This window comes from Nonomuraea cavernae (assembly GCF_014646355.1).
GTDB classification, from domain to species: domain Bacteria; phylum Actinomycetota; class Actinomycetes; order Streptosporangiales; family Streptosporangiaceae; genus Nonomuraea; species Nonomuraea cavernae.
In genome coordinates, this window is record NZ_BMNH01000028.1 from 18,214 (window position 1) to 42,235 (window position 24,022).

Genomic DNA, 24,022 nt, shown 5'->3' on the forward strand with positions numbered 1-24,022 from the left:
CTTATGAACCGCCGGTCATCATCGATCTGGGACGCATCAGGGCTCTCTTCCGCGGCAACGCCTCCAGCGGCAACGCCGACGCCAACTCGCAGTATTACTGGTGAACGGTCACTTCCCGGGCTCCTCGTCCACCTGCGCGACGGTCGCCTGAGCGGTGATCCCGAGCTGCCGGGCCATCCCGTCTGGTCCGGGATCGAGGGCGTCAGGGCCTACGGGCTCTGGCCGCCCGGACACCTCTCCACGGCCACGTACGGCTCCGCCCGCCTGCTCGTCGCCGGTCACTGTCTCGCCTCCCAGGAGGAGATCGCCGCCCGGCTCGCGACCGCGATCGACGGCGCCGGCCCCGCCCTGCTGACCGAGTTGCCCGGAGCGTACGCGTGTGTCCTGGTGGAACGGGACAGGGTCCAGATCTACAGCGATCTCGCGGGACAGTTCCCCTTCTATCTGGCCGCCCGCGGCGGAGGGTGGCTGGTCTCGTCGCACGCCTGGCCGCACGGGCGCGAGCCGGACCCGCTGGCGGCCGCGGTCGACGTCGTCTGCCCGCACGTGCTGCCGCTGGCGGAGGGCAGGTCGTTCCTGCGGGGTGTTCGCGAAGTCGGCGGCGGTCACCTGATCTCCGCCGGGTCCGGTGGCGTCGAGGTGCGGCGTTACGCCCCATGGCTGCCCGAGCGGGTGACCGATCCGGCCGAGGGGGCTCGGGCGTTGCGGTCGGCTCTGGTGGAGGCCGTGCGTCTGCGGCGCCGCTCCGGCGTCGTCACCTCGGATCTGAGCGGCGGCGTCGACTCCACCGCGCTCGCCCTGCTGGCCGCGCGGCTGTCACCGGAGGTCATCGACGCCGTCGTCTATCACCATCTGTCCGCTCCGGCGGACGACCTGGCCCAGGCCGTCCGGGTCGCGGGGGCCGATCGGCGCATCAGGCTCGCGACCGTTCGCGGCACCCCGGACACCCTCCCCTATCAGCGGCTGGACCAGGCCTGGGCCGATCGCCCCGCGCCGGGGGCTCTGGCTCATCGCAGGGCGATGCTGCGGCTTCGCTGGGCGGCCGCTCACGGATCCGGGGCGCATCTCACCGGCGAGGGCGCCGACGCGCTGTTGCACCCTTCGCCCGCGTATCTGGCCGACCTGGTCAGGGCGGGTTCGGTGGCCCGGCTCGCCAAGGACAGCGCCGCGCTCGCCCAACTGCGCAAGATCTCGCCCGGCGGGCTCATGCTCCGGGCGGTACGGCTCGCCCGTACGTCACCCGCGACGGCGCTGCGCCAGCTGGGACGGAGTCTGAGCGTTCCGCCACGCGCGGCAGGGTCACCCGCGGACGCCGTGTCGTGGTGGAGCGTCTCGGGAGAGGCCATCGGCTGGTTGGCGCCCCGGGTGCGGTCGGAGCTCGCGGACCTCGCGACCGACCCCGCCACGACCAGGGCCATGCCCGAGGGCGCGGGCCCGGCCGACCACGCCGCGCTGGCCGAACTTCGCTCGGCCGCGCACGCCCAGCGTTACCTCAGGGAGCTGGGCGCCGGGGTGGGGGTCGCGGTGCACGCCCCCTACCTCGACCGGGCCGTGATCCGCGGCTGCCTGGCCGTCCCCGCCGTGCTGCGCGCCGAGCGGGGCCGCTTCAAACCGCTGCTCGTCGCGGCGCTGCGCGACCTGGTGCCGAACGACGCGCTGTCCCGTACGACCAAAGGCGCCTATCAGGCAGAGGAGTACCTGGGCGCACGCCGGGCGCGTCGTGAGATCTCCGCGCTCCTGGCGGATTCGAGGCTGGTGGATCTCGGTGTCGTGGACCCGCGCGCGGTCACTGTCACGCTGACCCGCCTGTGTCACGGTGCCCCTGTGCCGCTCGGTTCGTTCAGTCGCCTCCTGGCGCTGGAAATCGCGCTTCGCGACACTTGACCGCCATGGCCTCGTCCACGCTTCCGGAGCTCTACCGCCACACCGACGAACACGGCGTGGTGGTCGTCGACGTACGAACGGAGCACTGCCACGCGCTGAATTCCACCGCGGCTCTGGTGTGGGAGGTGCTGCGGAGCGGTGGCACCGTCGCCGACGCGGTCGAGGCGCTCGCGGACCGGCATGTGGACCAGCCGCGCGAGCGCCTCCGGGCCGATGTCACCGGGTTCGTGGCCGAGCTGCGCGAAGCGGGCCTCCTGCGTCCGGCCCCACCTTCGGTGAGTACGAGCGCGCCCGGGATCGAGAAAACCGAGGAGACCGAACAAGCCGAGGAGGTTGAGGGGGGCGAACGGCGGGCCAGCGGGGTGCCGATGGCGCGCGGCCCGGCGGGCCGGCCGAGTCCGGCGAGCGTCGTGTTCCTGCTGGCCGCGGTGACGCTGCTGGCCTTGCCCGTGCGCTTCTCCTCCCGGCTCGCGCGTCGGGCGCATCGTCGGCTGGGCCACCGGCCGCTCCCGGTCGACAGAGCGGAACGCATGACGGCAGAGGTGAAGAAGGCGGCGGCGATCTTCCCTGGACGCGCCGCCTGCTTCGAGATCTCCCTGGCGACCGTGCTGTGGGCCGCGGCCCTGGGGCACCGGCTCGACTGGTGCTGGGGAGTGCTGCCCGACCCCTTCACCTTCCACGCCTGGGTCGAGACGCAGGGACAGCGCGTAGAGGACGACGAAGACCGTCTTTACGGCCCGCCCTATCACCGGCTCCGTCCGCTGGACACACAACAGTGGCCGCTTCGTTCTGAACGCCTGTTTCGGTGGCCCACCTCGTTCCGGCGCTGATTCGAAAGGGACGGCACCAAATCTCGCGGCTCCCGCGCGGATTCATGTTGTGTCGTTTTCTGGTGCGACTGAACGGGCGTTGTTCTCTAGAGAACCATCGGCCTACGATCCGAGCAAGGAGACCCTGAGAAAGGGCCCCGGACAATGGGGCCGGCCGAAAAGGTGATGGGAAATGGGGCGCTATCTGCGCCGTTCCACCGGACGTGACAGAGGACCCGACTGGAAACTGCTCCTGCTGATCGCGGCGGCCACGGGCACGGGAGGTGTCGTGATCTTCCAGCCGTCTCTCGCCGCACCCGTCGCCATCGCCGTCGGCGTGGCCACGCTCTTCAACGACCTGCTCTCCCGCCGTAAAAGGGAGGACGACTGACGCGGGGACGTCCGGCACGCGGAGTGGCGTCGCGGGGTCCTTGGGCAACGGCCCGGAAGCGCGTACGTGATGCCGCGAAACCGGTGGCCGGACCCGGGGCGTTCGTTATGATCATGGTCGAGCTTCTCCGCCGAGGAGATGTCTCCAGCGTGCCTGTGGTCGGGGCCTCGGTGCCTCGACAGCCGATCAGGCACTGCGGGCGCATCACTGATCGTCTGACTCCGCGTGGTGTTCTTTCGCCATGCCTCTTTCCGGAAGGTGTCCTATGCGTTTTTCGCGTGTCGCTCGTCCTGCCTCGCTGGCGTTCGTGACTCTGGCTCTGGCCTCCGCCCTCGCGGCCTGCGGAGGCGGCGCCGAGGACACCTCGGGTGCGCCTGCCGCGGCGGGCGTCGACAAGGCCGCTCTGGTCGCGAAGCTGAAGGAGACCCCGGAGGCGAAGGACGTCCCGGATTCGACCTGGGACTGTATGGCCGCTGCCATGCTGAAGCACGGCGACCAGGCCACGTTGCAGGGCTTCGTCGACGGCAAGGTGGACGTGACGAACGACTTCAAGGCCTTCGGCGACAAGGAGGCGCAGATCCAGCGCGAGGTGTCGGAGTGTGAGTAGCGACGCCTGAGGTCAGTGCCTGGCGCCGCCGGGGATGACGATCTCCGCCTCGCCGGGGAACTCGTGGAGGAGGCGGCCGGCTGACAGCAGCCGCAAACGTCCGGTCCGCTGGTCAGGGGGGAGCTGGATGACGGCATAGCCGTCCGGCGTGGGGCCCACGGCATAGTGGCCGTCCGCCAGGGGCGTGCGCGACACGAGGGCGCCCCCTTGGCCGAACTCCAGGACCGCGACCTTCTCCCCGGTGTACTCCAGCAGGAAGATGCGGCCGCCGCTGACCTGCACCGACAGGCCGTGGTCGGCGTCGGCCAGCACCCCGTCTCCGGTCGCCTGGAGGGTCACGGTCGAGCCGTCCGTACGCAGTTTCACCTGCCTGCGCGTGCTCTCGCCGTCCTGTGACCGGTCCAGGAGGACCAGCTCGCCCGAGGGCAGGATGCCGACGGGCTCGTACCCGTCCGGCAGGCGCGGCGTGGTGAGGCGGCCGGTGGCGAGGTCCACGTCGGTGTATTCGGCGACCTTCCCGCTCGCGTGGTAGCCGAGGATCACGCGCCGGGAGTCGGCGGACCAGGTCCAGGGGCTGTAGGCGGTGTCCGGCCCGCCGGTCGACGGGGAGGCGACGCGGTGGGTCGTGTCGCCCAGCAGGTCTCTGAGCTCGTAACCGCTCGCGGTCGGCCTGCCGAGCCAGCGCCCGTCGGGGGACAGCGTGAGGTTGCCCGGCGGGTTGACGGTGCGGGTGCCGAGCAGGTAGCGCCGGCCGTCCGTGACGGCCAGCAGCGTGGGGCAGGCGTGTCTGCACGGTGTGTAGACGGCCGCGCCCCGGCCGATCGGGCCGCTCGCGGGCAGTGCCGGGTAGGCCGGAGAGGGCTCCGCGGAGCCGGACGTCGCCGGGACCGCCACGATGGTGTCGCCGGACGGGTGCGTCAGGCTCTGTCGCAGGCCGACTCCACCGACGATCACCAGCGCCGCGCAGGCGGCTCCCGCTGCGGTCCGCGCGATCCGGCGACGGCGCAGGACGCGCAGCGCGCGGCCCGCGTCGGCGTAGTCACGCGCGTCCTGTTCGAGCTCGTGGTACGTGTCGCGAAGGTTCACGGATGCACCCTCTCCAGCAGTTGCGGAGCCACTTTTCTCAGACGGTTGAGCGCGTCGTGCGCGTGCCGCTTGACCGTCCCGACGGAGCAGTCCAGCCGAGCGGCGACCTCCGCCTCCGGGAGGTCCTCGTAGAACCTCAGGTAGAGCACGATCCGCTGCCGGGGACTGAGGAGGGCGAGGGCGTGCCGGAGCATGATCTTCAGCTCGGTCTGCGTGGACCGGTCCTCGTGGGCCGGAGCCTCGGGCAGGTCGGCGGTGGGGACGAAGGTCAGCCGGCGGGGGCGGCGCCAGGTGCGCAGCTGGTTGAGCATGATCTTGCGTACGTACGCCTCGGGATCGGCCACCGTCATGATCTTGCGCCAGCGGGCCGCCGCCTTGACCAGGGTCTCCTGGAGCAGGTCCTCGGCGTGGGTGTGGTCACCCGTGAGCAGGAAGGCCGTCCGGGACAGGGCCAGGCCGCGCGCGGCCACGAACTCTCGGAAACTCTCGGTGTCGGTCACCCGGACACAGCCCTTCCGTTGGACGGCCTCACCATTGAAGACTCCGTCCGCCCGCGAAAGGTTGAGGCCGTCAGAGGTGACGCGGAGGCGCGCACGGTACGGCATCGCGCAAGCGGGAGCCCGTGGAGCGGCGCGCTCAGGCCGCGCCGAGCAACACCAGGCCCATCACCAGGACCAGGGCCGCTCTGACCCAGGTCCATGCGGACACCGTCTCGCGGACGCCGAAACACTGGCAGGCAGCGGGTCTCCCGGCGGCCAGCAGGTAGGTCTGCGCTCCGGTGAACGCGATGCCCAGCAGGGTGCCGGCCACCCCTACGGCCAGGTCGGGCACGGAGGAGAACAGGGCCGCGGCCGTCAGTGCCTCGACGGCGACGATCGCGCCGGCCGCCGCCGCCGCGATCCGGAACCGGAGCCCGAAGTTCGCCAGGCTGTCGCGGAAAGCCCCGAAGGCTCGGAGCTTTCCGACGACGGCGAGGACCAGGACGACTCCCAGGGCGTACCGGACGATGATCACGCGATCACCAGCAGCACGATCATCGGAATCGCCAGGATCACGAACAACGGCCTCAACCGCGGCAGTTCGAAGTAGAAGGCGGTGTCAGCGGCCATCTTGCTCCGGGCGGCCACGAACGTCAGGAGCATCACCGCCCTGCCCAGCGCGAAACCGGCCCCCGCCAGGAGCGCCTCCGGCCATGAGGCGAGGAACACGATGGAGATCGCCATGATGTGCGGCAGCGCGGTCGGGGAGTAGGTCCGCATTCCGGTGCCCATTTCCATGCCGAACTGCACCGACCCCCAGAAGGGGATCCCGGTGACGAACTGCGGGACCAGGCGCGCGTTCTGCAGTATCGGGAACTTGAGCACGCCGAGTTCCTGAAGCAGCAGGACGACGGCCGCGAGGGCGACCAGAATCTGGAGGACGAGTAAGGGGAACGGCGCACGGACGAGTGAGCCGACCACGACGAAGGCGAACGCGGTGGCCATCGCCCCCACGAAAAGCCCGAAGACGAAACCGGAAACGTCAGAACCCCGCCGGACCGACGAGGACAGCACCCAGGCGCTGTTGAGGCTTCAAACGGATCCGGACAGCGAGAACCCGGCGACCAGGGCCGCGACCAGCCAGGTGAAGCCGGTCGTGCCGGCGCCGAGCGCCCGCGCGGCGAGCACGGCCGCCTCCCCCGCCACGATCAGCGCCAGACCCGGCGCCAGCAGACGGAGGGAGGCCGTCGTGGTGGTACGCACCTAGATCGCGGTCCGGCAGATCGAGAACCGGCCGGAGCCGCTGCTGCCGCAGGTGACCGAGTAGTAGTAGCCGTCGGAGCACTTGCGTCGCGTGCTGGTGGTGCTGCCGCCGGTCCAGCGCCACGCGTTGCGGCCGGCGCAGGTGTCGGAGTAGGAGGTGTAGTTGATGCTGACACAGGTGCCCGAGTAGCCGTCGTCCCGGTGCCAGCCACTCGTGCAGTTGTCGGAACCGTAGTAGGCGGTGGGGGGCACGCAGACCGTGCTCGCGTTGACGAATCCCTTGCAGGTGTCGTGGTAGGTCTTGTAGACCACGGCCGCCGCGCTGCGCGGCCGGGACCCCGGCAGCAGGTCCAGGGCGCCGAGCCCGGCCGCCGTCGCCACGCCGAACGCCATGCCGAACATCCGCCTGCGGCTCCAGCGTTCCTTGACCGGGGCCACATGGGACGGGAGCGCCGCTTCGGGTGGCTCCTGCGCGCTCGGTATCTGGTCGAGGATCGATCTCTTCTGGCCGGCCATGGTCACGGCTGTGTTTCCCTTCGTCTCAGTACTGTTCGTTCGACGACGTCCACCAGCGCGTCGCCGGACCCCAGCGGGGCCGTGAACACCACCAGCCCAGCTGCGTCGACGATGAGGAGGGCGGGCGCGTAGGGGACGGTCACGGACCGCCAGATCGCCGGGTCCTTGATCACCCGAACCTCCGCGGGGAGGCTCTTGTCGAATCCCGGATCGTCGGAGACCACGGCGAAGGAGTGGTCTCCAGGCAGCTCGGGAGCCAGCTTGCCGACGGCGAGCAGGACATCCTCACAGGTCGAGCACTGCCGGTTGACCTTGACGACGAGGGTCGTGCCGTTCGGGGTCGTGACGGCGGACCGTACCTGTTCGTCCTGTCCCGCGCCGAAACGCACGCCGACGCCGTTGTAGGTGGCCATCTCCAGCTCGCGAACCCGGCGATACAGGCCCGCCCCGGCCGCGAACAGCAGGGCGACGAGTATGCCGAGCACGATGACCGCGGCTGACGTGGGGTCCACTCAGGCCGTCCAGGCGAGGCGCTTGATCTTGGTCAGGAAGTCGGCGGCGGACTCCTCCGGTGCGATCCCCTTCGCGCGGACCGAGACGCCCGGCTGTGATTCGCGGGGGGCGTCCCACGGGGTCAGGGTCACCACGGCCGAGTCGGTGACCATGAGCAGCGGCTGCGTCTGGGAGTCCGGCGCGGCCTCCAGGCGCCAGATCTCACCCGCGGGGGCCTCGTAGCCGCGCCACTTGGGGATCTGCTTCGCTCCCGCCTGCTTCGTCTGGACGTGCAGGGTTCCGACGCCCGCGATGGTCTGGATGTAGAGGGCCATCGACAGGTCGAACCGCTGCCCGGCATCCGCGGTCAGGCCCTCGGGAGTGTCGGTCCAGGCCACCCTGGTGAAGGTCTCGACGATGTCCTGCGACTCCCACATGGGGGCGTAGAACATGCCGTGCGCCATGTGCCAGGGCCCGAGCCAGGCCGCCCATCGGGCGTCCTGAGGGGTCTTGCAGTCGTAGATGACGAGCTCGCCGCCGGCCAGGGAGAAGCGCTCGCGTTCGCGCCCGCCGACCGAGAACACCGCCGAGCCGAGCGAGGACTTCGGGGCGAGTTCGAGTGCCCATACGTCGGCCGTCGTGTTACGGCTCCCGTATTTAGGGAGGTAGCGCACGTGACCGCACCATGAATGCAGGGCGTCTTTGTCGGCGTCTTCGACTTCTAGTTGAATGATGGAGTTATCGACCGCGCGGACTGTGGATAAATGTGCCATACAGCTGTCCCTTGTCGAATGACCAATAATGGGATTAGGGGCTGCCTGGGCGCAGTGTTTCATGATCGAACCAGGCGGTCAAGACCTGTCTACCAGGGGTTGTAAAGTGCCTGATCATGAGCCTCGCGGCCCATCGGATGAAGGCCCGTAATGGGTTCTCCACGCCAAAGGCGGGCCGGAGGAGTGGCGAATTGCGCGCGCCGGAAATCGCATGGGCCATTCCCGCCGATGGGGCTGCTTTCGCGGGCGATCCCGCCTCGGAAAGGCGGTGGGTCACCGCGCCGTGCGGGCGAGCACGCCCAGCGGGTCGGCCAGCAACTCGGAGAAGCCGAGTTCGGAGGCGCCGACCAGGGTGGCATCGTCTCCCAGCGCCGAGATGCGCAGCCGTACTCGCTCCCGGGCGACGGGCAGCGCGTTGGTGGCTATGCGGGCGCGCACCTGAGCCGCCGCGCCCGGGTACATCTCGCGCAGCATCCCACCGAAGATCACCATGCCGGGGTTGAAGAGGTTGCAGAGATTCGCCACCCCGATGCCGAGCCAGTCGCCCACGTGCCGCAGCGCGCCCTGAGCCACCGGGTCGCCACGGTCGGCGTCGTCCACCACGGCCCGCACGGCGTCGCGGCCGAACCACTCGGCGGGCCGGCGGGCCGCGTCGAGCAGGGCCCGCTCGCCGACCTCCGCCTCCAGGCAGCCACGTGAGCCGCACCCACAGGGACGCCCGTTGTACGGGTTGACCACCATGTGCCCAAGCTCGCAACCGTATCCACTGTCGCCGTCCAGCAGCTTGCCGCCGACGATGATGCCACCGCCCACGCCGACGTCGCCGTGTAAATAGATCAGGTTCCGCAAGCCGAGGCCCGCTCCGCGCTGCTGTTCGGCCAGTGCGCCGAGATGCGCCTCGTTGCCCACCGGCACCGGCAGGCCGAGATCGAGCCGGCGGCCGAGCTCGGTGCCGAACGCCTGGTCCACCCAGCCCATGTCCGGCCCGAAGCGCACCATGCCGTCGCCGGGGCGGATCATTCCGCAGTACGACGCGCCGACGCCGACGCACACCGACCCCGGCGGCGCCGCCTGGTGCAACTGCTGACCGAACTGGGCGAGCACCTTGACCACGCAGTCGAGGTCGGCCCCGGCGCGCGGCCGGACCGCCTCCCTGCGGTCCAGCATGATCCCGCCCAGCGCCACCCGGGCGGCCACCAGCCGGTCCACGGCGACGTCGAAGGCCAGCACGTACACCCGGCTGGAGTCAGGCCGGACCACCAGCGACGGGCGGCCCGCCCGGCCGGTCTCCGTGGGACGCTCCTCGCGGACCAGGCCAGCCGCGGTGAGCTCCGCCGTCAGCGCCATGATGGTGCTGCGGTTCAGCCTCATCCGCTCGGCGAGCGCCGCGCGGGAGAGCGAGCCGCTCAGGTGCACGTGTCGGAGCAGGGTGCCGACATTGTGCCGGCGGATCTCCTCCTGGCCCAACCTGACCTCCGAAACCGTCTGGCCACTCAGCTGGAAAAAGCGTGTCTGAACCGGACGATACTCCGGTGGGCCGCGACCGGAGTCCCCGGCGGCACGACCCCATCAGAACCGTCAGCGGACGATCGGACCAGGACGTCGGTGGGGCGGCTCCAGCCGAATGCAAGATCACTCCAAGTCGCGTCTCCTACCGTCCTGGCCATGCGAAAGACACTCGTCATCAGTGGAGTCCTGGCCTTCGTGATCGGCGCGGCCGTCCCGGCCTCGGCGCAGGCGGCCTCGGCCTCCCGCATCCATTGGGGCCCCGTCACGTCGTCGGCGGGACACTCCGGCCAGGCCAGGGCCGACGTCTGGATCACCGACTTCAGCGCCGAGACGTTCGCTGTGTACGGCAAGCTCTACGACCGCGACGCTCACCGGGGCCACTGCGCCTACCTCCGTGCCCGCTTCCACTACGTGGGCGGGGGCACCGGATGGAGCCGGCCTCGCACGACCTGCTCGGCCAAGAGCCCCTTCCGGCTCACCTCGGACGGACAGATCAGGCGGGTGGACGTCAAGGTCTGCCTGTACGACTCCCATCGGCGCAAGACCGTCTGGTGCCACGCCGACGCCATCAAGCCCGAGATCATCGCGAACTGGCCCCAGTGACCAGGTCGCGGCGGGGCATCCTCGGGGGACGCCCCGGTGATCAGCTGAAGATGGCTTATTGGCAGGGATAGCCGATCAATTCAGGATACTCTGCCGGGCGTGCGCCGATTGATCACCTCCCGTGGGGTATGGCTCGCGCTCGGGGCCGCCGTGGTGGCGGCCACGGTCGTCGTGATCGTGCGTGCTCGGACGCGTCGCCGGCCGATCCAGGGAGGCAGGGCGGTTTGCGAGGCCTCGCTTCCGGTCCAGGCCGAGAGCGGACCCGGGTCGCCGTGGCCTCCGGTCCCGATCCTCGGCACGCCCACCCCTGAGGATCTCGCGCGTTACGCCGCCAGGCCGCCGGCCTTCGACGGTGGCGTCGCCACCGCGATCTTCGGCCGTGCCGAGCCGAGAGAGCCGCTGGACGAGGGTTTCCGCCGCCGCCTGAAGCGCTGGGGCATCGCCGGATTCACACTTCTGGTGCTGGCTGTCGGCACCCAGGCCGTCGAATCCGCGGTCTACTCCAAGGAGCCGGAGGAAGCGGTTGTCGTGGAGCCCTACGGGTGGTCCCCGGACGACTTCCACGAAGAGCCGTGCATCGCCTCTTCGTGCTATGACTCTGAGCTCGGGTTGCGTGTCGTACTCGATTCAGCCCACCCATGAGAGCGATGCCGTCGATCCCAGGGCCGGTCAGTGGCCGCGGAGGTCCATGCCGGGGCCGGTGCCGTCAAGAGCTCGCCAGTCGGGATTCCGCGGGGTCGGCCTGGGCGTCGCACTCGCCATGCTCGTCGCGGTGATCAACCAGAGCCCCGCCGGGAGCCGGTAGCCGGCGCCGGGATCACGGAACCGGCCGAGCAGCCGGGCCGCCGCCGCCCGCGCAGTGGCCTGCCCTGGTGGCGCGGTCGCACGGTACGCCGCCCCGGCGGGGCCCATCTCGATGAGCCATTCGGCCACGGCGTCCGGCTCGTCGGGGGCGTCCAGGGTGACCTCGTGCGGTTCGATCGCGACGGCGCCGAAACCCGAGGCGCTCAGGACGCGCTCCAGCCGCGCCGGGTCGGCGAAGGCGAACGGGCCGGGCTCCGCACCGATCGGCAGCGGCGGCAGCGCTCCCACGTGCGGCGCGGCGCCGAGCATGACCGCCGACAGCCACGGGGTGGAGCCTCCGTCACGGAAGACGGTCGCGGCGAGCCGGCCGCCCGGACGCAGCGAACGCCGGATCGTCGCGCACCCCGCCCGCGGGTCGGCCAGCAGCATCAGTGTCATGCGGGAGAACGCCGCGTCGAACGGCGCCCCCGGCACGACCTCGACCGTCTCGATGTCGGCCGTGACGAACTCCAGGCCGGGATGCCGGGCGCGGGGGAAGCGCGTGCGGGCGGCGGCCACCATCGGGGCGGCCAGGTCGACGCCGACCGCCGCACCGCCGGGCCCCACCGCCGCCGCCAGCTCGGCCGTGGTGCCGCCGCAGCCGCAACCGACGTCGAGGATCCGCTCGCCCGGCCGCGCGCGCAGCCGGTCCATCGCCACCGCGCCCAGCGGCCGGCCGGTCCTGTCCTGCCGGTCGGCGTGCCGGATCCAGCCGGGCGCGGCCCGGGCCCAGAAGTCGGCGTTACGGGCTCGCAGGGTCTCGGTGCCGGCCATCAGAACGGCATTTCGGCGCCGTCGACGGAGACCGAGCGGAACCCGGCGGCCTTGCCGGGATCGAACCCCTCGTCCTGCGCCGCCAGGCCGGCGGCCCGGATCAGCCGCTCCGACTGGAACCGGCGGAACGCGTCCTCGCTCTCCCAGATGTTGATGATCCGCCAGCCGTCCTCGGCCGGGCCGGCGACGTGGGCGAGCAGGCCGGGCGGCCGATCAGGGCCCAAGTGCCTCTCCACCTGCCGGTATTCCTGCTCGCTGACCCCGGGCATCTCCTGGAGGACTCCGTACGGCATGGCACCCACCCCTTTGGATAGAGTAAAACTCCATCTAATAGAGCACTACACTGCGAGCGTGGCTGTCAAGAGGCGATACCAGTCGGCGCGGAGGCAGGATCAGGCCCGCCAGACCCGGCGGGCGATCCTTGACGCCGCGGCCAGGCTGTTCGTCGATCCCGGCTACGCCGCGACACCGCTGACCGCCGTGGCCGCCGAGGCGGGGGTCGCGATCCAGACGGTGTATGCGGTGTTCGGCAGTAAACGCCAGTTGCTGTCAGAATTGGTCGATGTCACCATCGCCGGCGACGACGAGCCGCTGAGCCTGCCCGACCGGCCCTTCGTCGCCGAGATCACGGCACTCGCCGACCCGGTGGCCAAGCTCGCGAGATACGCCCGGCACCTCACCGAGACCCACGTCCGTCAGGCCGATGTGATGATCGCGCTGGCCGGGGCCGCGACCGCCGACCCGGACGCCGCCGCCATCTGGCGCAAGAACGCCGAGGAACGCCGGCGTGGCATGGGCATGCTGGCCGCCGACCTCGCCACCACCGGCCGGCTCCGCCCCGGCCATGACGCCGACAGCGTGGCCGATGTCCTCTGGCTGGCCATGGACGTCCGCAACTACGACTGGCTCGTACGTCAGCGCGGCTGGAGCGTCGAGAGTTATCAGCACTGGTTCGTCGACACCGTGGCCGGAGCGATCCTCGACCGCGCCTGATGCTGCGATCGGAGAGGATCACCGGGGTTGGCGCGCAGGGCGCGGCTGCCTAGCCGAGCGAGACCAGCGCGACGACGGCCAGCATCAGCAGGATCAGCGCGCCGATGATCGCCAGTAGAGCGATGACGCACCCCTTGCCGTTCCAGGGCTGTGGAGCCGGGCCGAGGGCGCCGCGCGCGTAGGTCCACAGGGGGGCGCGGTATTCGAGTTCGAGTGGCATGCCGGGCTGGAGCCAGACCGTCGCGTCCGCAGGACCGATCTGCGTGGGGAGGATATAGGGCAGATGGAGGTGAAGGTGATGCTGGCCGGGCGGGAGCGGGACCGTGTTGCGGCCCCATCTGCCTGGCATCGGGTGGCCGTTGATGACGATCATCGGTGTGATCATGGCCAGCATGAAGCCGAGCCAGTGCCGCTTCACGTCGAGGATGAGATGCGCCTGCGCCCCGTGGGGTACGGGTGGGGGTGGTCGGTTCCATGGGGTGTACGAGGGGGGCGGATGCATGGCACTCATGCTAGTGCCATCACCTACACCCTCAAGGTCGACCGCAAGGGCCTGCCGAGCAGGCTGACCACCTCGTGGCTGGCCACCGACCTCGCGGCCATCCCCGCCTGGGACGAGAAGACGGTCGTGACCGAGACCCGCTACACCGGCTGGGGGCGAAGGTGTCGGTCAAGCGACCGCCCGCGAACAAGGTCACCGACAAGCTCAAGGACTAGCGGCCGGCGCGCGTCAGCTCGCCTGGAGGCTTTCGTGGAGCCGGACGGCGAACTCCTCCGGATGGGAGCCGAACCCCCCGTGGTCGCCGGGGAAGTCGACGACCCGGGTGCCCAGCCGCTCGGCCAGGGCGACGGCGACCCGGTAGGGCGGCTCACCGTCCGAGGCGACGCCCACCGCGGGGAGCACCCGCACCCGGGACGCCCGCAGCGTGTCGAGGTCGGGGACGTACCTGGAGAACGGCGGCACCTCGTAGCCGATGAAGAACTCCATGTTCGCGCCGAGGCGCGCCATCATCGCCATCGTCTCCGGATCGGGCTCGCTCGCCGTGCCGCCTCCCGGGATGCGGCCGGAGCCCTCCTCGTCCGGCTCGGCACCCTCCGTCGGCCCGCCGTCGCTCATCTGGAGGCCCTCGCTGAGGACCTGGCCCGCGGCCTCGGCCCCTTCCTTGCGGAAGGCCTCCTCCACGTCCCGCATGACCACCCGCCAGTGGTCGCGGTCGGGCAGCAGCTCGAACATGGACGGCTCGTGGGCCACCAGGGTGCGCACCTGCTCGGGATGGCGGGTGGCCAGCTCCACGCCGATCACCGCGCCGGAGCTGTTGCCGAAGACGTACGCGGGAGCCGCCGCCGTGACGCCCACCGCCGACAGCACGCGATGCGCGTCGTCGCCGTGGACCTCGATGCTCTGCGGCTCCGGTGGACCGTCGAGCGGGCTGCGCGAGTTGCCGCGCCGGTCGTACCTCACCACCGTGTAGCGGTCGGACAGCTGCCTGGCCAGGGCGGCGTAGCCGGCGGCGTCGTAGACCCCGCCGCAGATCAGCAGCAGCACGGGCCCGGACCCGTCGACCTCGTAGTGCAGGGTCGCGCCGGGCACTGTCAGGGCGTTCATCATCTTCTCTCCTCGATGGGCACAGTTGATCACAAGGTGGGGGACTGCCGCGGGTTTCGCGGCCGGTCACAGGGGAGTCGGAGCCCGGTTCAGGCTCTCGACGTCTCCTGACGACGTTTCAGACACCGGTCGCGTCCCGGCGCAGCGCCAGCCGGAGCAGGACGGCGAGGGTGAGGAAGAGGACGACCCCGATCACCGCCACCGAGTTCACCGCCGTGGTGAAGGCTTCGCCGGCGGCGCGGAGGAGGTCGTCGCCCGCTTCGGGGGGCAGCCGCTCGGCCATGGCCGTGGCGGTGGCGATGTTCTCCCGGGCGGCGTCCGGGGCGGTCATCTGCTGCCGGTAGACGGCCGCCCCGACGCTGCCCAGCACGGCCAGGCCGAGCGTGGAGCCGAACATGTTGCTGGTCTCCGACAGCGACGCCGCGGATCCGGCCTTTTCCGGCGGGGCGGATCCGACGACCAGGCCGGTGCCCAGCACGAACAGCGGTCCCACGCCGAACGCCGCGATCGCGGCCCCCACCACCACGGGCACGAGCGAGTCGGCGCCCGCCTGGACGAGCAGGAGCAACGCGAGCGCCGACAGCGAGAGGCCGGCCACCATGGTCGTGACGGGCTTCAGCCGGCGCACCACCAGCGGGGCGAGCAGGGTGCCCGCCGCGATGCCGAGGCCCGTGGGCGCCTGCCACAGACCTGCCTCGCCGGGCGCGAGCCTGATCACGCTCTGGATGTACTGGGTGGACAGCAGGCCGGTGCCGGCCAGCGCGGCGGAGGCGATCATCATGGCGGGCAGCGCCGCCCGGATGGCGGGAAGCGCGAACAGCGACAGGTTCAGCAGCGGATCCTCCAGCCGGAACTGCCGGCGGACGAACACCACGCCCAGAGCGAGCCCCACGGCGATCGCTCCGGCGGCCGACGTGCCCGCGTCGCCCGCCGCCAGCTCCTTGATGCCGTAGACGACGGGCAGGACGGTGGCCAGCGACAGGGCGACGCTGGCGAGGTCGAGCCGGCCGGCGGTCGGACTGCGGTACTCGGGCAGCAGGAGCGGGCCGGCCACCAGCAGCAGGCACATCACCGGCACGCCGAGCAGGAAGACCGACCCCCACCAGAAGTGCTCCAGCATCAGCCCGCCGACGACCGGCCCGAGAGCGGCGCCGCCGAACTGGCTGGTCGCCCAGAAGGAGATCGCGACGCCCCGCTGGCGCTCGTCGGAGAACATGTTGCTGATCAACGCCAGCGTCGAGGGCGCCAGCGTGGCCCCCGCGACGCCGAGCAGGGCCCGCGCCACGATCAGCATCTCGGCGCTGGTCGAGTACGCCGCCATGACGGACGCGGCGGTGAACGCGGCGGCCCCGATCAGCAGCAGCCTGCGCCGGCCGACCCGGTCGCCCAGGGTGCCCATGGTGATCAGGAACCCGGCGACCATGAACCCGTAGACGTCGGTGATCCAGAGCTGCTGGGTGCCGCTCGCTCCCAGGTCGGCGCTCAGATGCGGCAGTGCCAGGAACAGCACGCCGATGTCCAGGGCCACCAGCAGGGTCGGCAGGATCAGCACGCCCAGCCCGGTCCACTCCCGCCAGCCTGCTCGCCGGCCGGTCTCGGCCGAAGGCGCGTGTCGCATGATGGAGTCCTTCCTCGGTCACACGTTCGTGCCTGTGAGGCACCTGTTGTGACCGGGTCGGACCAGACGGCCGCGTCTCGACATGCGGCCGCGTCTCGACATGCGGCCGGAATACGCCACCACCGCCGCCGGCGAGATCCCGGACGGCGGAGACGGGCTCAGCCGGCGCGCTGGTCGCGGGCCTGCGCGAGCAGCTCGAACGAGCGCAGCCAGACCTTCCGGTCGGGCGCGGAGGAGACGGCGATCAGCTCGTCGGCCTGCGCGTGCTCGGCGAACCGGTCGAGGTAGTCGGTCACCTCGGCCGGAGTGCCGACGGCCGAGTAGGTGGTCATCTGGAGGATCTGCCGTCCCGCCGGTGATGCGAGGATGTGGTCGGCCTCCTCCGGCGTGAACGTCCGGCCCCGGCCGAGCAGCAGGCCGACCCGGCTCCGCTTCGTGGCCAGGAACTGCTCCTGCGCCTCGGCCGCGGTGTCGGCCGCGATGACGTTGACGCCGGCCATGACGTACGGGTGATCGAGCTGCCTCGACGGCTTGAAATCGCGGCGGTAGAGGGCGACGGCCTCCTCCAGCGCGTTCGGCGCGAAGTGGGAGGCGAACGCGTACGGCAGCCCGAGGGCGGCGGCGAGACCGGCGCCGAACAGGGAGGAGCCGAGGATGTACAGCGGCACGTCGGTGCCCTTGCCCGGCGTCGCGTCGACGCCCGGGATCCGCGACTCGCCCGTCAGGTAGCCCTGCAGCTCCAGGACGTCCTGCGGGAAGCCGTCGGCCGACGCCGGGCTGCGGCGCAGTGCCCGCATCGTCTGCTGGTCGCTGCCCGGCGCCCGGCCGAGGCCCAGGTCGATGCGGCCGGGGTGCAGGGACGCGAGGGTGCCGAACTGCTCGGCGATGGTCAGCGGCGAATGGTTGGGCAGCATGACGCCGCCCGCTCCGAGGCGGATCGTCCGGGTGTGCGCCGCCACGTGGGCGATGAGGACGCTGGTCGCCGAGGAGGCGATGGTGGGCATGTTGTGGTGCTCCGCGTACCAGATCCGCTTGTATCCCCACTCCTCGGCGCGTTGGGCCAGAGTCACGCTGGCCCGCAGGCTGTCGCCCGCCGTCTCTCCCTCGCCGATGTGCGCCAGGTCAAGAATCGAGAGGGGAAGAGCCATGGGGAACAAGCCTTTCGCGGTGGACCAAGAGGAGCCGGGTGGGGCATTCACCTCGCCATGGGCCGTACAACCGCGGCGGCTTACCGGATATTTCGCCTGGTGCCGGATTCGGTGCGGAGGTCGTACCAAGCGCGCGGCGGCGGCGGGCCGGTTGGGCCCCTCGCATGGGAAAAGGCGCAGGCGGGAAGGGGGAGGTGCAAGGTACGACAGGTGGTCAGGAGGCCGGCATGGCTGCTTCGCGGAGCATCTTCCGCCGCAAACCGGTTGAGCAGATCGCCGGCGAGCACGAGGGAGAGCTGGAGCGGACGCTCGGTCTGTGGCAGCTCACCGCGATCGGCGTCGGGGGCATCATCGGGGCGGGCATCTTCGCGCTCGCGGGGGCGGTCGCCAACGAGACGGCCGGCCCGGCCGTGATCCTGTCGTTCCTCATCGCCGGAGTGGCCAGCGCGGCGGCGGCCTTCTCCTACGCGGAGTTCGCCGGGATGATCCCGAAGGCCGGATCGGCCTACACCTACGGCTACGCGGTCCTCGGCGAGATCGTGGGCTGGTTCATCGGCTGGGACCTGCTGCTCGAATACACCGCCATCGTCGCGGTCGTGGCCATCGGCATCTCCGGCTACTTCGGCTTCCTCGTCCAGAACCTCGGCTTCACCCTGCCCTCCTGGATGCTCGGCGCGCCGGGCACCGGCAACGGGCACGTGGTCGACCTGTTCGCGGTGATCCTGTGCCTGCTGATCGCCTACCTGCTCAACCTCGGCATCAAGACGGCGGCCAGGTTCGAGACGTTCGTGGTCGCGGTCAAGGTGGCCGTGGTGCTCCTGGTGATCGCGGTCGGCTTCTTCTACGTCAACACCGCCAACTACACGCCGTTCTTCCCGTTCGGCATCAGCGGGGCCATCACCGGCGCGGCCACCGTGTTCTTCGCCGTCTTCGGCTACGACGCGATGAGCACCGCGGCCGAGGAGTCCAAGGACGCCCGCCGTCACATGCCCAAGGCGATCATCTATTCACTGGTCATCTCGATGGTGCTCTACGTGCTGGCCACGCTCGTGCTCACCGGCATGCAGAACTACCGGGAGATCGACCCGGAGAGCGGATTCTCCTCGGCGTTCGCCTCGGTCGGCCTGTCCGGGCTGGCGTCCGTCATCGCGGTCGGCGCCATCGTCGGCATCCTGACCGTGATGTTCACCTTCATGCTCGGTGTCACCCGGGTGTGGTTCTCCATGAGCCGTGACGGCCTGCTGCCGATCTGGTTCGCCAAGCTGCATCCCGTGCGCCGGGTGCCCACGCGCGTCACCTGGATCGTGGGCGTCGGCTCGGCGCTGATCGCCGGGTTCCTGCCCATCCGGGAGGCCGCCGAGCTGACCAACATCGGGATCCTGCTGGCCTTCGTGGTGGTGTGCGTGGCGGTGATCGTGCTCCGCTACCGCAGCCCCGACCTGCCGAGGGAGTTTCGTACGCCGTGGATGCCGGTCGTGCCGGCCGTCGGGGTGATCTTCTCGCTCTGGCTGATCACCTTCCTCGACCCGGTCACCTGGCTCCGCTTCGCGGTCTGGTTCGTGCTCGGCCTGATCATCTACTTCGCCTACAGCCGCCGCCACTCGGCGCTCGAACCGTAGACCCGGTCGGCGGAGGCGGGACGCCGGATTGGGCGAACTGGCTTCGCACGCCAAGCATGGACGGTTAGTGTCACTCCGGACACGAGGAGTGATGATGAGCAAGGTTGCGCGGGCCGTCGAGTTGAAGGCCGAGCTGGTCCACTTCGCCACGTCGGGCAGGTTCGGCCGTGAGCTGGGCGCGGTGCTCGACCGGTTCTACGCCGACGGGCCGCCGGCGGACGAGGCCGCCGCCTTCCTGCCCGTCGACTTCTTCGCCCACCAGCACCGGCTGCCGTCGGGCGAGACGGTCGTGGACCGCTTCGTGGCCGAGCGGGCCGGGCTCGACCGGTCCGACGTGGAGCTGCTGCTGAGCTGGAAGACCGTGGTCGAGGGAGTGTTCGAGGTGCGGGCGGTGGACGGCCCGGCCGTGCTGCTGTTCAACCTGGTCGACGAGCTGGTCTACCGGGCGTTCTCCAACCTGGGCGAGGGCGCCTTCGAGTCGTTGACGCCGGGCATGCACCTGGTGGGCAGGCTGATCCCGCTCGGGGCCGACTGGCTGATCAGCGGCACTCCGGCGGTGCACCCCGCGGAGGCGCGCGAGACGCTGGGGTCCGTGGCCGCGCACGTGGCGCTGGCCAATCCGGCGTGGGTGTTCCGCAACCCGGTGCTGCTGGCCCAGGCCCGTGAGACGCAGCGAGAGCAGCGCCGGTGCTTCGTCGGCTACTTCGGCACCGACCTGGTCGTGCTGGAGGGGGCGGACGTGGCCGCGTTGATGCGGGCCTACCTGGCCTACCAGGCGGCGCGGCTGGGCGGGGAGCCGCCGGAGGCGCTGGAGCTGCCCGAGCGCGTGACGTCGGCCGACACGGTGGCTCTGATCTTCGACGAGCTGGGCGGGCTCGGCTACCACGTGGACTTCGGCAGGCTGGAGGAGGTGTTCGAGGACCCCCGGCTGATCGTCAGGCGTCAATACCGCGAGCTGCTCACCACCTACCTGCGGGACGAGTCCGTCTCGCCGGTGCCGATCGAGCGGCTGGCCGAACGCGATCCGGCGAAGGCGGGGGCGGTGTTCGCCGGGCTGCTCAACCGGAAGGGGTTCGACTGGGAACGCAGTGGCGAGTTGCTGCTGCGCACGCACAAGCCGGGCTACTTCAGCGAGCCCCCACTGCCCACGGTCACCCCGATGACCGCCGCGATCGCCGAACACCTGCGAGCCCCGGCCCGTTAGTGCCGCACCTCTGGGATTGACTGCAAACGACTACTCGTGTTTGAGTACTCGCGTGAGTAGCGTACGAGTTTTCATCCTGGGCACGCTCGCCAGGAGAGGGGCCATGCATGGGCACCAGATCAGGCAGAGCGCGCAGAGGGACCACACCGAGCTGTGGACCGACATCAAGGTCGGCTCCCTGTATGGCGCCCTGCACAGGATGGCCGGGGAAGGTCTGATCGAAGAGGTGCGTACCGAGCAGGAAGGGAGCCTGCCCGCGCGCACGATCTACGAGATCACCGAGGACGGCCGTCTTGAGCTGGAGTCGCTTCGTGACGCGGCCCTGCGCGACACCAAGCTGGCCCCCGACCCCGTCGACCTGGCCCTCCAGCTCAGCGAGGACGTCCCCACCCCGATCTTGGCCTCGACGATCAGAGATCGCCTGGGAGCGCTGACCTGCAAGCTGGAGGAGTGGAGACGGCTCAAGGAAGTGGCCGCCCCCTACCTCACCCCCTTGGAGACGCACGGATTCGATCACACGCTCATGCGCCTGGAGACCGAGGTCACCTGGCACGAGGGCCTGCTGAAAGCGCTGTCCGTGACCCCGGCCGGCGTCGTGGAACGGGGAGAGGATGAGTGAGATGAGAGCCATCGCCGCATCCGGCATCGAGGTCATGGTGATCGGCGGCGGCATAGGCGGGCTGTGTCTGGCGCAGGCGCTGAATGGCGCCGGTGTGCGCGTCCAGGTCTACGAGCGCAACGAGGACCCGCGCGACTGGGTGCGGGGATATCGCATCCACGTCAACCAGCTCGGCAGCCGCTCTCTCCGCCAGTGCCTGCCCACACCGCTCTGGGAGGCCTTCGTCGGCACCGCCGGACACCCGGGGCCGGGCTTCCGCTTCCAGACCGAACGGCTGGAGGAACTCGTGTTCGTCGACGAGGACGTAATGACCGGCGGTGCCACGGAGCCCGCCGATGCCCACTACGCGGCCAGCCGCGCGGTGCTGCGCGAACTGCTGCTCGCGGGCATACGGGACGTCGTCCGGTTCGGCAAGACGTTCGAGCGCTACGAGACCAGGCCGGACGGCCGCGTCACGGCTCACTTCGCCGACGGGACTTCAGCGACCGCGGACGTGCTGGTCGGCGCGGACGGCGCGAACTCCGCGGTGCGCGGCCAATACCTGCCTGGCGTTGATCGCGTGCTCACCGGCGCGGTCGCGGTCGGCGCGCGTCTGCCCCTGACCGAAGCGACCCGGCGATGGGTGCCCGCCCATTTCCAGGCCGGCCTGAACGTCGTCTTCCCTGCCAGGAGATGCGCCCTGTTCACGGCGTCCTTCACGGCCAAGCGACGCGCGTCGGCCCGCGGCGGCGCGGATGATCTCGCCCTCGACCCCGGCCTGGCCTCGTTCGGGCTCGACATCAGATCGCTGGTGGACGAGATGGAGGACTACGTCCTCCTGGCCTTCATCGCCCACCGGCGGGCGTACCCGCGGAACGCCTCCGCCTTGGCAGGCGAGGACCTGAAGCGGCTGGTCGCGGACATGACGGGCGGCTGGCACCCCGATGTCCGCCGGATGATCGCCGAGGCCGACCCCGCCACCGTCCAGCTCATGCCCTTCAAGACGTCGACCCCGATCTCCGCATGGCCGAGCACGCCCGTCACACTGCTCGGCGACTCCGTCCACAGCATGACCCCCGTCATGGGGTTCGGCGCGAACGTCGCGCTCCGCGACGCTGCCCTGCTGTCGAGCCGTCTCGCGGCGGTGTGTCGCGGGGAGGAGGCCCTCGTGCCCGCCGTCGCCGCGTACGAGAAGGAGATGCGCGACTACGGCTTCCGCGCCGTTCAGATGTCCCGCCGGATCTCCGACCTCATCGTCTCGGACAACACGCTCGTCAGGAGCGTGGCCAAAGGCTGGTTTCGCGCGTGCGACGCGGCCGAGCCGCTGAAGCGGATGACCTTCGGCAGGCAGTGGACGGACCACACGCCCCAAGAGCCGGAAAGGCGGCACGCCGTGAGGTTATGACTACTGGTCGTCGTCGGCGGCGAGGTGGTCGAGGGCGCGGGTCAGGGCGTCGCCCAGGGGGCGGAACGCCTCGGTGAGCGCGTTGGCGAGCGGGCTGAAGATCTCGGTGACCTCGCTCAGCAGGTCTGCCTCTTTTCTCTCCGGAGGCGCCCAGCGCATGGCGTCGGCGCTCAGCGCCTCCCATTCGTCGACGACGCCGTCGATGGCGTCGAGCACGTGGTCAGGGTCGCTCGGCATGGCCGTTTTCTCCAGGACGAAGGAGTCCGACAAGGCCACGGTACCGCGCGAACCAGGCCTGATCCGGCCCGGGGAGAACTACGCGGGGATCGAGACCCCCACGCCCCCACGGGTCTGCCCGCCGTACCTCTGCCTGTCGGCGGCGAGGTCGAGCGGCCGGATGGTGGTGCGCGCGGTGAGCAACTCCTCGGTGAGCAGGGCGGCGGGCACCAGCCACGAGACCTCGAACTCCAGGCCGTCGGGGTCCTGCGCGTAGAGGGCCTTGGTGGTGGCGTGGTCGGACGCGCCGACCAGGGCGCCGAGCTCGCCGAGTTTGGTCGCGATGCGCTCCAGCTCGTCGAGCGTGTCGACCTCCCAGGCCAGGTGGTAGAGCCCGACGGAGCCGCGACCGGCCCGGGACGGCGCGGCCTGGGCCCCGATCTCGAACAGGCCCAGGTCGTGGTCGTTGGTCGAGCCGGAAGCCTGCAGGAAGGCGGCGCCGCGCATGCCCATGACGACCTCGAAGCCCAGGGCCTCGCGGTAGAAGGTGACGCTGCGCTCCACGTCGCGCACGTAGAGGACCGCGTGATTGAGCCGTTGGACCGGCATGAGGAACCCCTTTCCCTGGTTTCAGCACCAAGTATATGAGAGTTCAAGTAAATTGACGGCATGACCCGATGGCTGGACGCGGACGAGCAGCGCACCTGGCGCAACTTCCTGTCCGCCACGCAGCTGGTGAACGAGGCGCTCGACCGCCAGTTGCAGCGCGACGCGGCGATGCCGCACGCCTATTACATGATCCTGGTGGCGCTCTCCGAGGCGCCGGAGCGCCGGATGCGGATGAGCGAGCTGGCCGCGCGGGCGCAGAGCTCGCAGAGCCGCCTGTCCCACGCGGTGGCTCGGCTGGAGGAGCGCGGCTGGGTGCGCCGCGACCGCTGCCCAGAGGACCGGCGCGGCAACATCGCCGTGCTCACCGACGACGGCTTCGCCGCCATCGCCGCCGCCGCGCCGGGTCACGTGGCGGAGGTCCGGCGCAGCCTGTTCGACGTGCTCACCCCCGATCAGGTACGCGCCCTGGACGAGATCTGCGCGACCGTGCGGAACACGCTGGAGCGATAACGGGAAACTGTCGGCGTGAGGCCGTACCGTTCTCCCGGAATCGAACTCTTCAGGGGCGGACATCGGGAGTCGAACTCCTCGGGAATCGAACTCCTCGGGAATCGAAGTCCTCGGAGGCGAACTCTTCGGAGGCGAACTCTTCGGAGGCGAACTCTTCGAGGGCGAACTCTTCGAGGGTCGAACTTCGGGAGCGAACAAGGAGACGGGCATGCACGACACGGATGAGGCGCTGTTCAGGGCGGTCCACGGGATCGCGGGCCGGTTGGCGGGCCAGCCCGTGCCCGTGGTGATGGGCGTGTTGCTGAGCCAGTTGCCCGAGGCGCCCGGTCTTGAGGCGCCGGAGATCCGCCGGATCGCCGAGGAGATCAGCGTGGGGCGTGATCCCTCGGGCTTGTGATGCGGCGGCCGCTCGTGGAGCATCGAGGCATGTCCAATATTGAGGCCGTTCGCGGTGTTCTGTCCGGCAG

Annotated in this window: 30 protein-coding genes; 13 read left to right on the forward strand and 17 right to left on the reverse strand. The window is 70.5% G+C overall.

Translation table 11 applies throughout. From position 1 onward, the window contains the following. Nucleotides 1–3 precede the first annotated feature (3 nt). From IEY82_RS31280 to IEY82_RS31295, 4 genes are all read left to right on the forward strand, one after another. On the forward strand, nt 4–1,884 hold the full coding sequence (locus tag IEY82_RS31280) for an albusnodin/ikarugamycin family macrolactam cyclase (protein ID WP_189127869.1): 1,881 nt from the start codon (nt 4–6) through the stop codon (nt 1,882–1,884). A gap of 56 nt (nt 1,885–1,940) precedes the next feature. Further along, complete coding sequence (locus tag IEY82_RS31285; protein WP_229697741.1) at nt 1,941–2,714, forward strand: lasso peptide biosynthesis B2 protein; 774 nt, start codon at nt 1,941–1,943, stop codon at nt 2,712–2,714. Between the two features lie 172 nt (nt 2,715–2,886). Beyond that, nucleotides 2,887–3,084, forward strand: a complete 198-nt coding sequence (locus tag IEY82_RS31290) for a hypothetical protein (protein WP_189127871.1) — start codon at nt 2,887–2,889, stop codon at nt 3,082–3,084. A 307-nt stretch (nt 3,085–3,391) separates the two neighbouring features. Then, nucleotides 3,392–3,691, forward strand: a complete 300-nt coding sequence (locus IEY82_RS31295) for a hypothetical protein (protein ID WP_189127872.1) — start codon at nt 3,392–3,394, stop codon at nt 3,689–3,691. A gap of 12 nt (nt 3,692–3,703) precedes the next feature. Here IEY82_RS31295 and IEY82_RS31300 read toward each other — a convergent pair whose 3' ends face one another. The 9 genes from IEY82_RS31300 to IEY82_RS31340 all read right to left on the reverse strand — a co-directional run bounded on the left by IEY82_RS31300 (nt 3,704) and on the right by IEY82_RS31340 (nt 9,767). Further along, nucleotides 3,704–4,777 (reverse strand): TolB-like translocation protein, encoded by a 1,074-nt coding sequence (locus tag IEY82_RS31300; protein WP_189127873.1) that lies wholly within the window; start codon nt 4,775–4,777, stop codon nt 3,704–3,706. Then, on the reverse strand, nt 4,774–5,277 hold the full coding sequence (locus IEY82_RS31305) for a SigE family RNA polymerase sigma factor (protein ID WP_225262881.1): 504 nt from the start codon (nt 5,275–5,277) through the stop codon (nt 4,774–4,776). The genes IEY82_RS31300 and IEY82_RS31305 overlap by 4 nt, the downstream gene beginning before the upstream one ends. 136 nt (nt 5,278–5,413) lie before the next feature. Further along, entirely contained in the window at nt 5,414–5,791 is a 378-nt protein-coding gene (locus IEY82_RS31310; protein WP_189127875.1) for a MauE/DoxX family redox-associated membrane protein, read from the reverse strand. Beyond that, on the reverse strand, nt 5,788–6,261 hold the full coding sequence (locus IEY82_RS31315) for a hypothetical protein (RefSeq protein ID WP_189127876.1): 474 nt from the start codon (nt 6,259–6,261) through the stop codon (nt 5,788–5,790). Before IEY82_RS31315 ends, IEY82_RS31310 begins: the two co-directional genes overlap by 4 nt. An 87-nt stretch (nt 6,262–6,348) precedes the next feature. Then, nucleotides 6,349–6,519 (reverse strand): hypothetical protein, encoded by a 171-nt coding sequence (locus tag IEY82_RS31320; RefSeq protein WP_189127877.1) that lies wholly within the window; start codon nt 6,517–6,519, stop codon nt 6,349–6,351. Then, nucleotides 6,520–7,035 (reverse strand): hypothetical protein, encoded by a 516-nt coding sequence (locus IEY82_RS31325; protein WP_189127878.1) that lies wholly within the window; start codon nt 7,033–7,035, stop codon nt 6,520–6,522. It abuts the gene before it with no gap. A 2-nt stretch (nt 7,036–7,037) separates the two neighbouring features. Further along, nucleotides 7,038–7,547, reverse strand: coding sequence for a hypothetical protein (locus IEY82_RS31330; protein ID WP_189127879.1), 510 nt, complete (start codon nt 7,545–7,547; stop codon nt 7,038–7,040). Further along, on the reverse strand, nt 7,548–8,201 hold the full coding sequence (locus IEY82_RS31335) for a hypothetical protein (protein ID WP_189127880.1): 654 nt from the start codon (nt 8,199–8,201) through the stop codon (nt 7,548–7,550). A 372-nt stretch (nt 8,202–8,573) separates the two neighbouring features. Continuing rightward, a complete protein-coding gene (locus IEY82_RS31340) occupies nt 8,574–9,767 on the reverse strand; it encodes an ROK family transcriptional regulator (protein WP_225262879.1) in 1,194 nt (397 codons plus the stop codon). 198 nt (nt 9,768–9,965) lie between these two features. Between IEY82_RS31340 and IEY82_RS31345 the strand changes: the two genes are divergently transcribed. Beyond that, a complete protein-coding gene (locus tag IEY82_RS31345) occupies nt 9,966–10,412 on the forward strand; it encodes a hypothetical protein (RefSeq protein WP_189127881.1) in 447 nt (148 codons plus the stop codon). A gap of 99 nt (nt 10,413–10,511) precedes the next feature. Then, complete coding sequence (locus IEY82_RS31350) at nt 10,512–11,054, forward strand: hypothetical protein (RefSeq protein ID WP_189127882.1); 543 nt, start codon at nt 10,512–10,514, stop codon at nt 11,052–11,054. Between the two features lie 27 nt (nt 11,055–11,081). Here the strand turns inward: IEY82_RS31350 and IEY82_RS31355 are convergent, their stop codons facing one another. Next, nucleotides 11,082–12,029, reverse strand: coding sequence for a class I SAM-dependent methyltransferase (locus IEY82_RS31355; RefSeq protein WP_189127883.1), 948 nt, complete (start codon nt 12,027–12,029; stop codon nt 11,082–11,084). Continuing rightward, nucleotides 12,029–12,322, reverse strand: a complete 294-nt coding sequence (locus IEY82_RS31360; protein ID WP_189127884.1) for a hypothetical protein — start codon at nt 12,320–12,322, stop codon at nt 12,029–12,031. Before IEY82_RS31360 ends, IEY82_RS31355 begins: the two co-directional genes overlap by 1 nt. A 58-nt stretch (nt 12,323–12,380) precedes the next feature. On the opposite strand from IEY82_RS31360, the gene IEY82_RS31365 reads away from it, so the two are divergent. Next, complete coding sequence (locus tag IEY82_RS31365; RefSeq protein WP_225262877.1) at nt 12,381–13,022, forward strand: TetR/AcrR family transcriptional regulator; 642 nt, start codon at nt 12,381–12,383, stop codon at nt 13,020–13,022. Between the two features lie 49 nt (nt 13,023–13,071). Here the strand turns inward: IEY82_RS31365 and IEY82_RS31370 are convergent, their stop codons facing one another. From IEY82_RS31370 to IEY82_RS31385, 4 genes are all read right to left on the reverse strand, one after another. After that, nucleotides 13,072–13,524: a hypothetical protein gene (locus IEY82_RS31370; protein WP_225262875.1), complete on the reverse strand. Its 453-nt coding sequence runs from the start codon at nt 13,522–13,524 to the stop codon at nt 13,072–13,074. 228 nt (nt 13,525–13,752) lie between these two features. Continuing rightward, nucleotides 13,753–14,631 (reverse strand): alpha/beta hydrolase, encoded by an 879-nt coding sequence (locus tag IEY82_RS31375; RefSeq protein WP_189127886.1) that lies wholly within the window; start codon nt 14,629–14,631, stop codon nt 13,753–13,755. Nucleotides 14,632–14,746: 115 nt separating this feature from the next. Beyond that, nucleotides 14,747–16,246 (reverse strand): MFS transporter, encoded by a 1,500-nt coding sequence (locus tag IEY82_RS31380; protein WP_189127887.1) that lies wholly within the window; start codon nt 16,244–16,246, stop codon nt 14,747–14,749. A gap of 158 nt (nt 16,247–16,404) precedes the next feature. Continuing rightward, on the reverse strand, nt 16,405–17,394 hold the full coding sequence (locus IEY82_RS31385) for an LLM class flavin-dependent oxidoreductase (protein ID WP_189127888.1): 990 nt from the start codon (nt 17,392–17,394) through the stop codon (nt 16,405–16,407). A gap of 227 nt (nt 17,395–17,621) precedes the next feature. On the opposite strand from IEY82_RS31385, the gene IEY82_RS31390 reads away from it, so the two are divergent. The 4 genes from IEY82_RS31390 to IEY82_RS31405 all read left to right on the forward strand — a co-directional run bounded on the left by IEY82_RS31390 (nt 17,622) and on the right by IEY82_RS31405 (nt 22,220). Beyond that, nucleotides 17,622–19,013, forward strand: coding sequence for an amino acid permease (locus IEY82_RS31390; protein ID WP_189127889.1), 1,392 nt, complete (start codon nt 17,622–17,624; stop codon nt 19,011–19,013). 91 nt (nt 19,014–19,104) lie between these two features. Then, entirely contained in the window at nt 19,105–20,217 is a 1,113-nt protein-coding gene (locus tag IEY82_RS31395) for a hypothetical protein (RefSeq protein ID WP_189127890.1), read from the forward strand. A gap of 52 nt (nt 20,218–20,269) precedes the next feature. Further along, nucleotides 20,270–20,836 carry a PadR family transcriptional regulator gene (locus tag IEY82_RS31400; protein ID WP_189127891.1) on the forward strand — a complete coding sequence of 189 codons (567 nt, stop codon included), beginning with the start codon at nt 20,270–20,272 and terminating at the stop codon, nt 20,834–20,836. Further along, the gene (locus tag IEY82_RS31405; protein ID WP_189127892.1) at nt 20,829–22,220 is read left to right on the forward strand and encodes an FAD-dependent oxidoreductase; all 1,392 of its coding nucleotides are present in this window, start codon (nt 20,829–20,831) and stop codon (nt 22,218–22,220) included. Before IEY82_RS31400 ends, IEY82_RS31405 begins: the two co-directional genes overlap by 8 nt. Here IEY82_RS31405 and IEY82_RS31410 read toward each other — a convergent pair whose 3' ends face one another. Both IEY82_RS31410 and IEY82_RS31415 read right to left on the reverse strand, forming a co-directional pair. After that, complete coding sequence (locus IEY82_RS31410) at nt 22,221–22,457, reverse strand: hypothetical protein (RefSeq protein WP_189127893.1); 237 nt, start codon at nt 22,455–22,457, stop codon at nt 22,221–22,223. Between the two features lie 78 nt (nt 22,458–22,535). Continuing rightward, nucleotides 22,536–23,045 carry a VOC family protein gene (locus tag IEY82_RS31415; protein ID WP_189127894.1) on the reverse strand — a complete coding sequence of 170 codons (510 nt, stop codon included), beginning with the start codon at nt 23,043–23,045 and terminating at the stop codon, nt 22,536–22,538. A gap of 60 nt (nt 23,046–23,105) precedes the next feature. Here IEY82_RS31415 and IEY82_RS31420 point away from each other — a divergent pair, with 60 nt between their 5' ends. Together IEY82_RS31420 and IEY82_RS31425 are read left to right on the forward strand one after the other, a co-directional pair. After that, nucleotides 23,106–23,555 (forward strand): MarR family winged helix-turn-helix transcriptional regulator, encoded by a 450-nt coding sequence (locus IEY82_RS31420; protein WP_189127895.1) that lies wholly within the window; start codon nt 23,106–23,108, stop codon nt 23,553–23,555. Between the two features lie 208 nt (nt 23,556–23,763). Further along, entirely contained in the window at nt 23,764–23,952 is a 189-nt protein-coding gene (locus IEY82_RS31425; RefSeq protein ID WP_189127896.1) for a hypothetical protein, read from the forward strand. Nucleotides 23,953–24,022: the final 70 nt, after the last annotated feature.

Coding starts and splice junctions, on each gene's coding strand:
- IEY82_RS31280 (WP_189127869.1), top strand. CDS start 4: ATGAACCGCCGGTCATCATCGATCTGGGACGCATCAGGGCTCTCTTCC.
- IEY82_RS31290 (WP_189127871.1), top strand. CDS start 2,887: ATGGGGCGCTATCTGCGCCGTTCCACCGGACGTGACAGAGGACCCGAC.
- IEY82_RS31315 (WP_189127876.1), bottom strand. CDS start 6,261: ATGGCCACCGCGTTCGCCTTCGTCGTGGTCGGCTCACTCGTCCGTGCG.
- IEY82_RS31325 (WP_189127878.1), bottom strand. CDS start 7,035: ATGGCCGGCCAGAAGAGATCGATCCTCGACCAGATACCGAGCGCGCAG.
- IEY82_RS31345 (WP_189127881.1), top strand. CDS start 9,966: ATGCGAAAGACACTCGTCATCAGTGGAGTCCTGGCCTTCGTGATCGGC.
- IEY82_RS31355 (WP_189127883.1), bottom strand. CDS start 12,029: ATGGCCGGCACCGAGACCCTGCGAGCCCGTAACGCCGACTTCTGGGCC.
- IEY82_RS31360 (WP_189127884.1), bottom strand. CDS start 12,322: ATGCCGTACGGAGTCCTCCAGGAGATGCCCGGGGTCAGCGAGCAGGAA.
- IEY82_RS31370 (WP_225262875.1), bottom strand. CDS start 13,524: ATGCATCCGCCCCCCTCGTACACCCCATGGAACCGACCACCCCCACCC.
- IEY82_RS31375 (WP_189127886.1), bottom strand. CDS start 14,631: ATGATGAACGCCCTGACAGTGCCCGGCGCGACCCTGCACTACGAGGTC.
- IEY82_RS31380 (WP_189127887.1), bottom strand. CDS start 16,246: ATGCGACACGCGCCTTCGGCCGAGACCGGCCGGCGAGCAGGCTGGCGG.
- IEY82_RS31385 (WP_189127888.1), bottom strand. CDS start 17,394: ATGGCTCTTCCCCTCTCGATTCTTGACCTGGCGCACATCGGCGAGGGA.
- IEY82_RS31390 (WP_189127889.1), top strand. CDS start 17,622: ATGGCTGCTTCGCGGAGCATCTTCCGCCGCAAACCGGTTGAGCAGATC.
- IEY82_RS31395 (WP_189127890.1), top strand. CDS start 19,105: ATGATGAGCAAGGTTGCGCGGGCCGTCGAGTTGAAGGCCGAGCTGGTC.
- IEY82_RS31405 (WP_189127892.1), top strand. CDS start 20,829: ATGAGTGAGATGAGAGCCATCGCCGCATCCGGCATCGAGGTCATGGTG.
- IEY82_RS31410 (WP_189127893.1), bottom strand. CDS start 22,457: ATGCCGAGCGACCCTGACCACGTGCTCGACGCCATCGACGGCGTCGTC.
- IEY82_RS31415 (WP_189127894.1), bottom strand. CDS start 23,045: ATGCCGGTCCAACGGCTCAATCACGCGGTCCTCTACGTGCGCGACGTG.
- IEY82_RS31420 (WP_189127895.1), top strand. CDS start 23,106: ATGACCCGATGGCTGGACGCGGACGAGCAGCGCACCTGGCGCAACTTC.
- IEY82_RS31425 (WP_189127896.1), top strand. CDS start 23,764: ATGCACGACACGGATGAGGCGCTGTTCAGGGCGGTCCACGGGATCGCG.